Here is a 231-nt window from a genome sequence, read left to right on the forward strand (position 1 = left end):
GGAGCAGGTTTGGCGCCAAAGCACGAGCCGCGTCCGGTGGTGAACGCAACGAGATTTGCGCCGCTGGCGATTTGGCCAGTGGCTCCCATCGGGTCATAGCCAGGCGCATCCATGAACACCAAGCCTCGGACTGTAATGGGCTCAGCGTAACGATAAACGCCCATGAGTGCTGAGGAGCCACTTTTGGCAACTGCGCCTAGAGACTTTTCGAGAATGGTCGTCAGGCCGCCG

The 231-nt window shown here is 59.7% G+C and carries 1 pseudogene; it reads right to left on the reverse strand.

The window, feature by feature from the left end:
* A pseudogene (locus SB772_RS46065) lies at positions 1-231 on the reverse strand (altronate dehydratase); the annotation flags it as partial.

Origin of the sequence: Paraburkholderia sp. SIMBA_030 (assembly GCF_046535245.1) — a bacterium.
Lineage (GTDB): Bacteria > Pseudomonadota > Gammaproteobacteria > Burkholderiales > Burkholderiaceae > Paraburkholderia.